Annotated in this window: 7 protein-coding genes; 1 reads left to right on the forward strand and 6 read right to left on the reverse strand. The window is 29.0% G+C overall.

All coding sequences use genetic code 11. The features are described 5' to 3' along the window. Nucleotides 1–92 precede the first annotated feature (92 nt). Complete coding sequence (locus LDB17_RS12385; protein ID WP_393925048.1) at nucleotides 93–419, reverse strand: hypothetical protein; 327 nt, start codon at nucleotides 417–419, stop codon at nucleotides 93–95. Nucleotides 420–658: 239 nt separating this feature from the next. On the opposite strand from LDB17_RS12385, the gene LDB17_RS12390 reads away from it, so the two are divergent. Next, a complete protein-coding gene (locus tag LDB17_RS12390) occupies nucleotides 659–1,213 on the forward strand; it encodes a hypothetical protein (RefSeq protein WP_252639539.1) in 555 nt (184 codons plus the stop codon). Here the strand turns inward: LDB17_RS12390 and LDB17_RS12395 are convergent, their stop codons facing one another. The 5 genes from LDB17_RS12395 to LDB17_RS12415 all read right to left on the reverse strand — a co-directional run bounded on the left by LDB17_RS12395 (nucleotide 1,214) and on the right by LDB17_RS12415 (nucleotide 10,240). Beyond that, nucleotides 1,214–2,140, reverse strand: coding sequence for a hypothetical protein (locus tag LDB17_RS12395; protein ID WP_252639538.1), 927 nt, complete (start codon nucleotides 2,138–2,140; stop codon nucleotides 1,214–1,216). It lies immediately after the preceding gene. A 350-nt stretch (nucleotides 2,141–2,490) separates the two neighbouring features. Next, nucleotides 2,491–5,001 carry a DUF7017 domain-containing protein gene (locus LDB17_RS12400; protein WP_252639537.1) on the reverse strand — a complete coding sequence of 837 codons (2,511 nt, stop codon included), beginning with the start codon at nucleotides 4,999–5,001 and terminating at the stop codon, nucleotides 2,491–2,493. A 1-nt stretch (nucleotide 5,002) separates the two neighbouring features. Continuing rightward, nucleotides 5,003–7,063: an ATP-dependent RecD-like DNA helicase gene (locus LDB17_RS12405; protein ID WP_252639536.1), complete on the reverse strand. Its 2,061-nt coding sequence runs from the start codon at nucleotides 7,061–7,063 to the stop codon at nucleotides 5,003–5,005. 404 nt (nucleotides 7,064–7,467) lie between these two features. Then, nucleotides 7,468–8,490 carry an endonuclease NucS domain-containing protein gene (locus LDB17_RS12410; RefSeq protein WP_252639535.1) on the reverse strand — a complete coding sequence of 341 codons (1,023 nt, stop codon included), beginning with the start codon at nucleotides 8,488–8,490 and terminating at the stop codon, nucleotides 7,468–7,470. A 61-nt stretch (nucleotides 8,491–8,551) separates the two neighbouring features. Continuing rightward, on the reverse strand, nucleotides 8,552–10,240 hold the full coding sequence (locus tag LDB17_RS12415; RefSeq protein WP_252639534.1) for a hypothetical protein: 1,689 nt from the start codon (nucleotides 10,238–10,240) through the stop codon (nucleotides 8,552–8,554). Between the last annotated feature and the right edge of the window lie 376 nt (nucleotides 10,241–10,616).

Consider the following 10,616-nt stretch of genomic DNA (forward strand, 5'->3'; position numbering starts at 1 on the left):
TTGATTTAGAAGGCAAGCGAATCGAGAAAAAAGATGCGAAACACTTTCTAATCGTTCTTGACGGTCAGCACAGAATCTCAGCATTTGCCAAATTAAATGCAATAAAAGATGCAGACAATAATTTCTGTTGCTTCGATGGCTACAATGGATTGGGTGTCATCATATTTATTATTGCTTATAATTTGCATAAACCCTATCACATCTGCTTTCTTTATGGGTCTATTTTCTTTTATTAAGCCAAATCTTTTATATTCTTCTTTAAATTGATAACCACTGTCTGTACGTTCCATTATTTGAGTATTCATCGATTCTGATTTAGCGACTTGCTTTTTTGCTTTGTTAAATTCTTTGTCTGTCATATTTTCTTGTTTTATTTTGTTATTAATAGTATTTTTTTCATTTAAAATGTTTTGTCCCATTTTTCTATAATTTATTTTTGCTTCTCACTTAATACCAGAGAAGAAGCTTTTCTGGTTTTTAATTGTCCAATATTTCAAAGAGCGCCGTAATCGTTATGATTACGATACAAAGGTGCTGCATTGAAAAATCTTTAGTAGGAAAAATTCAATTGTTAAAATAAGGATAGGGTTTTATATCGTTATAAATCAATAAATAACTATATTGCACATCATATAATTAACAACTTAATGTTCTACATATGGAAGAATTAAAAATGGCTTTGTCTATACCAAAAGATGCTACAGAGGAGTATATACAAGAACAATTTAAATTATTGGCAAAAAAACTATTGAGTGAATATGTAATTATTAAAGGCGAAAAGATATATCGAATAATAGAGTTGGAATTCTACTTTTATAATAAAAATCATCCAGACAAAACGGTTTATAAGCGTATTATTCAATCAGGGAGGTGGTATTCTCATTTAAGTGGAATTGATATATCATTTGAAAGTAGAGAAGAGTATTATGGAGGGGTATTGATTCGAAGTCTAGTTTCCTCTAAAAATGAAATCACAAATGGACCTCTTTCTTCGTTTATAGAGTTATTTAGAGATATAGATATTGAGGGAAAAGGAGAGCATGTTCCTTATATTATAAGAAAAGATACAAATTATGAAGTGAACATAAAATCCACAAAAAGATATAACATTCAGGATAATCTAAAGTATTGCTATTATGATGCTTCTACATCGATAAAATGGAAATCCAATTATAATGGGAATCCGCATAAGAGAGAAGATTTATCTTATTAATTACCAATAGGAACTGCGAACAGGTGGCAGATCGTCTAAATCCTGAGATAACCAATCTGGTTTAAAATCGGTTGTCCGCATATATCTTATTCGTGAACGTATATTTTTAATATCATCCGGGTGGTCAAATTCATCATTGGAGATAGGTTGTCCTATATACTTTAAATAGTCTCGAATAAGGCAACACATATCGTTGGTAATCTCCTCGGTTTGATATATGTCTTGATATAGACAATCTATACCATAGGTTATAATACTTTGGTATTTGTTCATTTTTTTCCCTGCCTTCGAATTATATTTTGTTTCCAATTCGTTTTTTGCAGTAGCGACACTATCAACATTCAGATAAGTCTTTAGATAATTATTGATAGCAGTAAACATCCAGTTTGATTTATTATCCAAACGTATTTTCTTGCTTCCACAGGCTAATGTTATAGGCTCTTCAAAAGGCTGTTTTTTCCAATCGTTAATGAAGTTATACAGTTGAAGCATTTCTGGACGCACATTTTCTATATAACGATACTGTTCTTCTAGATTCGGTTCTATTTCAGTATTTTCTGCATTTAGTTTAGGTAGATAGTAAAACTTAACATAAACATGTGTGATAACAAATAAGATAAAAAGTATAACTGGATGAATTTCATGTTTTTCTGTAAGTTCATGTAGTTTTAAGGGATCAAGAATTGTTAATGTAATACTATGCCCCTTCTCTCTCATTTCTTTTATAAATTTATAAATATCTCGTGGGGATATTTTCTCCTTTTCTTCTGGGGGTAAAGATTCTCTTATTTCAACGCAAGCATCAAAAAACAGATCGTTAATAAATGATTCCTCAAAACCAAAGAAACATTCAAGGCAAGGCTTAACTTGATCATAGACTTTTGTCTTTATAGGAAGAATAGATAAATCTCGTTGTTTTTTCTTCATTTAAATATAAAAAGTTGAAGTTTGAAATTCTTTATTTCTAATTAATTCTATAATAGTTGATTGTAGAGGAATTCTTAGTAAACCATGATAATTTCTATAATACTAAATAAACAATAGATTCTCCACTCGGGAAGTCTCTTTTTTCAGCAATACTGCGAGTTAAGTCTTTTAATATACCCGTTGCTCAATTGTCATGCATGCATGAATAAGTATTCAAGATTTTTGATTCGTTATATTTTAGTTTCAATTTGTTAACTCTAAAGATAGATTGAAGCAAACGAGCTTTGTTTAGAAGTCTCATTTTATTATATTTGGAGTATTGTTTGGCTATATATTTATTGTTTTCTATATTAAAAATTAATAATATCAAAGACTTTCCATTTTTCACCATCAAATATTATCTTAGCTGAGATTCGGCAATCTATTTTAATATTATGTTTTTGTAAAACAAACTTCGGCACATAATAATCAGAAATAAATCCAAAATCAGGCTCTGTTTCACCACAATCCTCTTCATTATAGTCATAGAACTTTGAACGATATTTCAATAACAACTGGCCTTCTATAATACGAACCAAATCTTTTCGCTCTTCTGATGTTTCCTCAATTGTTAGAGTTTTAATTCTTTTAGTCCCCTCTTTATCTCTACATATATAATAATGTAATGAGATAAAATCTCCAATTTGCGGAGTAAAATTAATGTCGTCAAGTTTAATTATTCCTGTAAGAGGTTTCTTTCCTGCAACATAATGTAATACCTTTTTCTTCTGGTTTATATCATCAATCACAGCTATAATATGAGGAAACTCTTTAATTGCGTCATTCATATCGCAAGAAAGAAGATTTTTGATATTTATTTTTTTTTCATTATTTGAAGTAAAAGATTCAATAAGCTGATTAAAGCATACGAATTCTCCAACATTAAATTTCTCTTTCTCTTTATATTGATAAAATATCTGTATTGAATCTCCTGTGATAATATGTAAAATATTTTTATTTATATTTATATATTCTATATACCCATGTTTTTTAGACAAGATACTCCATCTGGATTTTTCAGTTTTTTTTATGTGCAAAGGAATATATGAATTATTAGCTCCTGTTTTGTATAATTTAACTGAATATATTTCTCCTTCGACTTCATTGGGTGATAACCTATGCTTTTTAGGAGATAAAACTATCTCAATAGAGTTATTGCTATCAACCAATTTAAGCCTATCTTTTCCTTCTTTGTTTTTAAATTTTGCGACAAGAACCATTTCTATTGAAGGAATCTGTTCGTATGCATATTCTTCTGCAATACTAACATACTTTTCATATATAATTTTGTTGCTTTTATTTTCTTTAATGGTTATAGATGATACATGATTCTTTAAACTAAAATATTTATTTGACAATTTCCATCCATTTTTAATTCTATTTTTTTCGTATAAATCCAGTTCAATAGCTGAATTATCCATTAAATTCATTTCGATTAGAACTTCAGCTAAGTATAAACGTACTTCCCCTGTAAAATCTGTGTTAGATTGCATAAGAAGAACCTTTGACAATAATGCTAATTTTAGGGAATTATCAATTTCTGTCTGTATTTTAAAAAACTCAAACCAGATATACCATTCATTCATTAATACCAATAAGTTTTTATATATAATCCGAGCCTTCTCTTTTTCTCCATTATTCATTAGAATTATTGCATATTTTCTTTTTAGAGAATTATTGTCTGAATATATTGATACTGCGTCCTCAAATAGAGACAGGATATGAGGTTCAACCTTTGTATCCATCTTTTCAATAACTGTATATAATCTATTTATGCATTTTAAGGCAATAGAATCATACTCAGTATCATCTTTCCTTATTGGAATCCAATCTTCCCTTCTAAAATTATTTATTCCCCACGATAAAATAAAAGAATAAAAGTTTTGGCTATCTTCATCATTTGTATTCCATAAAACATGGTTCAATATTTTTGAGTGAAAATTAGAACTTTGCTGGTTTCTAAACCGTTCGGTATATTCTTTTAGTAAAGTCCATAGGTTTTGTTTATCATCTTTTTCCTTATATATTTTCCAAAAATATGGCTCTCGCAAATAATCTAGGATATCTTCTTTTTCTAGAGTTGATATTTCAAAAACCTCTAATATTTCAGTAATGCTAAATTCTATATTCATAGAAAGTCTTTGTAATAATCTTTCTATAAAGGGTTTTATAGACTTTCCTTCTATATTTGAAGTATAATAGTCTTCCCTAGAGAGATTATTTATGCCAAACATCTTCACAAATGGAAGCAACTTAAAATCAGGGAATTGCTCACTCACTTTCATTGCGAAATTTAAAAACAAAGTATGTAACCGAGATGGGCGACTATTTTCTAATATCATATAGTCTCGTAATAATGTTCGTATTTCTAGTGAATTTAGATTACTAAAATTTTTAGTCACATAACTATAGATTGTCCATCCATATGACTCATGATGGACTACGTTAAGTTTTTTCTGTTTATATAGATCTTGATAAATTTTTAAAGCCTGCGTATATTTCCCTTCTTTGTTTAAAGTTGTTGCTTTCTGTAAAATATCTAAGTTTGGATCTAGCTTTTTTTTTAAGGAATCTATTGCTTTTGCAGCAAACCCTTCGTAATCGTCTAACTTATCAAAGACTTTTTCTATATCAATTAGTATTCTATTGGAAACTTCAAGAGTGTTCTTGGCTATAGCATCTTTGCACATATCGTTAAGAACCCAAAATAAGGCACTAAAAGACCATTCATTCTGCTCAATTCTCAGATCTTCTTGAGCAAGTTTTAATGCATCATTTAATCGTCCGGCTTTTCTTAATTCAGTAACCTCTTTGAAAGACATATCATGATATTTGATTGATCAACATTTTTAATTTTTCATCATTTATTCCTAAATCAGACTTTGGTATAGCCTGAGTGAGATTTCCTATTTTCGTGTAATAAAATTGGATATATGAAAACTTCCCTGTTGTTTTTAGATAGTATGTGACATAGTAATTTTCAGAATATTCAACAATGTTTGTAATCTCAATATTTAACTCGCTGCAGTTAATATTTATAAGTTGATATAATCTATCTAATGATTCATTAGATGGTAAATATTGTAAAGTATTAGACTTAAAAAAATATTCCTTATTGAGAAGTTGCAATATTGGCTCTACGTCAGCAGATTCACTTCTACATGTGTATGGTTTAAAAATACCAGTTCCATTGTGTTGACTATCAAATCTCAGAGTATCAGAACCTGAATCAATATAGTATTCTTCCATATAAGGGTTTGATTTTATACGAATAATTGAATATTTAGTATCTTTTAACTTATCTTGTATCTCCCAATATTTTGCACGCTTGCATAAGTGACTATTACTATCATGGAAAGGAGTTTCTGGCACCTCTCCCCAATTAATTGCATCTTGTGATATATTCGAAATTTGCCCTATATCAGAGAATGAGAGTTTATCAAAAGATGTTATTTGGGGAATATTTGCTCCATATAATGCTCTTGAGCAACGAGTTGTTGCAGTATATATCCACCTCAAACAATCATCATTCAAACCCTTACGTCCAGAATAATCTACAAAAGCAGTTTCCCATTCCCCTCCTTGTGCCTTATGGCAAGTTATTGCATAACCATATTTAACCCTTAGAGCAGTCATATATGGATCATTTCTAAGTAAGTTTTTAAACATTAAATCTTTAGCTCTTAATTTGGGATTCCTTATGCAAAAATCTATGTATAATGCTTTTATCTCATATGTAGTCAAATTTGGATATTCATTATTTAGTAGTGAATCAATAATTTTAGTGGAAATTCTTTCTCCTGACTCATGTAATAGAACGACATCTCTGAATTTTAGCTCAATGAATATTTTTTCTTTCTTTTCATTATATATTGGTACTTTTCTTTCTTCTACGTCTGATGAAACATCTAATACTTTAGCCATATCCCCATTCAGTAAATCTATATCTTTTTGATAGTTATTATGAACTATAACGACAATGTCTCCAGAGGTGATATGCGGATTAGAAGGAAACAATACAGTTCTAACCTCTTTATTATAACTTGACGCTTGCTTATTTGTATAACAAATTATAACATCTTTCTCTATTGTTGGAATTGGATAGTTTTCACAATAAGAACTGACAACTTTATCTATTCGAATAGATTCAAAAACACCATCTTGTTGCTCAAAAATTAATTGACTCCTATTCTTATCCGCTAAAACATCTCGTATATGAGTTGCATTCCGCAAAATGCAATTGTTTTCTTTCTGACGAACGACTTGAGTCATTTCAAAACTATCAACATTCCAACCTCTTTCTTGAAGAAATATAATATTTAGAGCATTCGACTTATTATCTCCAATAGGTGGTAATTGAGCACTATCTCCAACAAAAATAATCTTGCTACCCAAATCTAATTTTGCAAAAGATAAAATATCATCAATAAGTATATCAGTACCAAAAGAAAATAATTCTCGTTCCGATTTCTTTGAACTAATCATTGAAGCTTCATCAAATATAAGTATCTTCTTGCTATCATCAGGTCTTATTGGGTAAATATATTTAAACTCTCTTTCGGCAAAATCCTCACTATCATCATTCTTTGTCTCTATTTCGTCTAACGCATATATCCCTCTATGTATAGTTGTTGTTCGATACCCAGTTTTATTCTGCATTATTTTAGCAGCTCTACCTGTTGGTGCCATCAATTTTGGTTGGAATCCTTTTGAGAGAAGGTCTTTAACAAGATATTTTATGATAGTGGTTTTTCCTGTCCCTGCATATCCCTTTAATATAAAAATATGTTTCTCATTTCTTAAAAAATTATAGATTAGGTCTAAAGACTCCTTTTGATCCTGTGTTAAATCGAAATTTGAGCTTGATAGAGTTGCATTTTCCATAATTAACTTATGTTATATTTAGATTTATATCATACACAAATATAATATTTTAACCTCTCATACGAAGTAAAATAAATGCAACATTTAAATTATAAAAACAAACCATTTTCTTCATATAATATCAAATCAATTATATTTTCCGAAGAGCGTATATAGAAATAATATTATCGAAAGTTTATATTATCACGAAAAGAATAAATAAACAACTATATATAAAGCATATACAAACAAATCTTTCACTCTTTTTTATTCAGATTTTCTAGGTAAAAAATATTTATATCCTTATTACTGATAGGTATGATAAACTCCTCTAATCTAAGATTTAAAAGCCATTGTTTATAATTAAAAATAATATCCTTCATAAACTAAGAATCAGCTAATATCTGTATTATCACTAATTTTTTTTAAGAGTCTACTTTTTCAATTTTGTATCCCAGTTCTTTAGCTTGATTATTAAAACGGGTAATGCTGCCAATTCCCCATTGAGAACAAACAACTATTGGCGTTTTGTCTGATAAATAAACAATCTCATTATCATCATCAAAGAATCTTTTCCCTTTTAGACTCTCATTTCTATATTCTTCTAAAGTTTTAACCACACCAAAAGAACCTTGGAGGTCATTCGGAAACGCCATCCGTATTTCTTCTATATTTTTTTCAGGGTTATCAAGAATATATTTTTTGACAACATTTAGAACAAGTCTATTTTTCGAAAGTATTTCTTGATTGAATTTGAATTTTGAGTAATCTCTAGTACTTCTTATTTGTTGGGAAACCTTTTCCTTTTCTTGTTCTTTTTTCTGAATTGCAATCATATAATCATTCGCTTCTCGTAGAGGAATTAATATATTTATATCCAACAATATATCTTGATCTCCTTCGTTTTTATAGGGCGTAAACTGTATGCATTTTATATCAATTCCTTTTTTTCTAAGCCATAATACAGATGATGTTAATTCTTTGGAATAATGATTATTCACTAGAATAATACGTATATCTTTCGCAAACTCAAAATCTTTTTCTTCATTATAATTTAAAAAATCATTTATTCCTTTTTGAGCACCAGAACCATCCTTTCCCTGTTTCTCCAAATATTTAGAATATGTATTTATAACATTGTCGTAAGTCATTAATGATAACATGGAAGCATATCTAATAGCTTGTAGATCCATATGAAAACCATCATTGTCTCTTTTGATCTCAATAACTACAAGGTTGCCAGACCTATCTAATGCTAATAAATCAAGCCTTTTTTTAGATTCTTGCCAATCTGTATATTCTTCTGATATAATAAGGAGATCTTCTCCTAAAACATTAGGGTCTTTAGTTATTAGATTTTGAATATGTTTCTCGAGATAGCTAAAATCTTGAAATTGGACAGATGATATTTCAAACAGCTGTTCATTTGAAATTTTATATAGGCTCATGGTTTATATAGGACTTAAATTTGAGAATGGTATTTATATGTATTATTTAGAAAAGGATAGGCTAGTTAATATTAAATTTAGAGAATTCATTTCTAGCTTCTTCATAAATATTTATTTCAAATAATCGATCTTTTTCAGTTAGTTCAATTACTTGTGCATCTTTTTTGATTTTATCCAATGCTCTATTATCAATAGCACATATAAATATCTGGTTATTTGAAGGCAACTTATTCACTATAAGATCAATCATACTTTCGTAATTAAAAGAAGCTTGTTCTTGCTGATTAGGGGTATCAATTATTAGTGGACTTTTAATCAACGATTCTGAGCGTAAACTCATTGTGTAAATTGTTAGATAATAAGCAAACATTGCACGCGCATTTTCAGCACCTCCACCTTCAACAGCTATTTTGGGATAATCGAATGGAGAATTTATATTAGAGTTATTAAGAGCTTCTACATTTAAAACTTCTCTGTAATTAGAAAATATAGATTGAAAGATATTATTATTTCTTTCTTTATCTTCTTTCGTTACAATTGTTTTAATTTTTTTAGCTATATCCTTTATTTCTGTATTTATCGAATCTATCTTAATCACATTATTACCTCTCTCAATATTTGCATTATGACGGATATTGTTAGCGGCTATAAGTTCAATGGCGTCAATTTCACTGATAGATTCATTATTATACATTATATAAGTATTATCCATCTTAGAAATTTCATTTTTTATCGAAGACAATTCTTTGGTAACCTCCTCTAGCTGTGAGTTGACTTTCTTTAACTCATTCTCAATTATATTATATTGTTCAATAGCTTGATTTTTGTCTACAAGAATAGATGATCTGTCTAGAATTGTATTAGAGTGGATAGTTCCACATAAAGGACATTCAAGAGTGTCCTCTCCAATATTCTCAACAGTGAAAACATAATCAGCTTCTAAATCACTGATGACCCGAGAACTAATATCTTTTTGACTCTCAAGATTCGTTTTTTCTGTTTGTATTAATACAATTTGACTGAATAATTCCTCTTGTCTCCTTTTTAATTCAGATGCTTTGGTATTTATGGATTTTGCTAAGTGTTCAATATCTTCTTCTTGTAATATACTATTAGTTCCGAAAGGGATATATTTTTCAATGCGATTTAGCATTATATCAGTTTCATCAATATCGTGCTGGATTATTCCTTGTTCGATTATTTTCTCTACTTTCTTTTCTTGTAATTCAAAATAATGAGATGTATATAATCCAGTATGGTATCCTAAGGTTGTTCGTATCCAATCTTTATACTGTTTTAATTTATCAAAGTTATCCCAAGCATTAGACCAACTTCTCTTTTGATCTATATAAGAAGGTATAAAGTAATATGTTGGAGTAGGGGTCACCCAAATCTCTTGATCTTTCTGAGGTAATCTTAATTTAAACTTTAAAATATTAGCTAATAAAATTGAGTACGCACCTCCTATTTTATCATAAACAGTGAGTGTATTGTCTTCTTTTCGTTTTATTGAAATCTTATTTTTATAACGATAAACCAAATAATTCTCATTATCACTAATAGAAAACTCTACAATAGTTCTGCAATCTTTATTTTTCCACTTCAGATCTAAATAAGGCTCACACCCGAGTCCCCAAAGAAGCAGTTTTACTAGCGTTGTTTTTCCTGCATTATTCTGATTCTTGCTTATAATTAGGATCTTGTTCTTCTTGAATTCGAACCGACTTGCCTTTTTTTCTGTATTTGACATTATTAGCAACTGTTTGAATTTTAAGTTTTGCATTCTTTTTAGTTCTTAGGTTTCTAATTAATAGTTTATAATTTTCTACGCTCATAGCTCGTCTTGTATGGTAATAAATTCACTAATAATAGCGACAATAAGTTCTTCTTCTGATTGAAATTTATTTTTTATTTCATCTGTTAATTGATCCTTTGTTAAATCTATTATATCTTTAAATATAGATAAATTATTAGTGTATACCTTTTTTATCGCACTTTGTATACTATTTGATTTATTTAGTCTATCTAAACTCGAATTAGGCTATGATAATAGTTTAAAACAGACTCAGCCTAGAAATATATTTAGAAGGTACAGACAAAATATGATTGGAAATTCGAGTTTAGAT

This window comes from Dysgonomonas sp. Shenzhen-Wh21 (genome assembly GCF_043392705.1).
Taxonomy (GTDB): domain Bacteria; phylum Bacteroidota; class Bacteroidia; order Bacteroidales; family Dysgonomonadaceae; genus Dysgonomonas.

Excerpts from the sequence above, each read along its gene's own strand:
- LDB17_RS12385 (WP_393925048.1), bottom strand. The coding sequence starts at position 419 with ATGGGACAAAACATTTTAAATGAAAAAAATACTATTAATAACAAAATA.
- LDB17_RS12390 (WP_252639539.1), top strand. The coding sequence starts at position 659 with ATGGAAGAATTAAAAATGGCTTTGTCTATACCAAAAGATGCTACAGAG.
- LDB17_RS12395 (WP_252639538.1), bottom strand. The coding sequence starts at position 2,140 with ATGAAGAAAAAACAACGAGATTTATCTATTCTTCCTATAAAGACAAAA.
- LDB17_RS12400 (WP_252639537.1), bottom strand. The coding sequence starts at position 5,001 with ATGTCTTTCAAAGAGGTTACTGAATTAAGAAAAGCCGGACGATTAAAT.
- LDB17_RS12405 (WP_252639536.1), bottom strand. The coding sequence starts at position 7,063 with ATGGAAAATGCAACTCTATCAAGCTCAAATTTCGATTTAACACAGGAT.
- LDB17_RS12410 (WP_252639535.1), bottom strand. The coding sequence starts at position 8,490 with ATGAGCCTATATAAAATTTCAAATGAACAGCTGTTTGAAATATCATCT.
- LDB17_RS12415 (WP_252639534.1), bottom strand. The coding sequence starts at position 10,240 with ATGTCAAATACAGAAAAAAAGGCAAGTCGGTTCGAATTCAAGAAGAAC.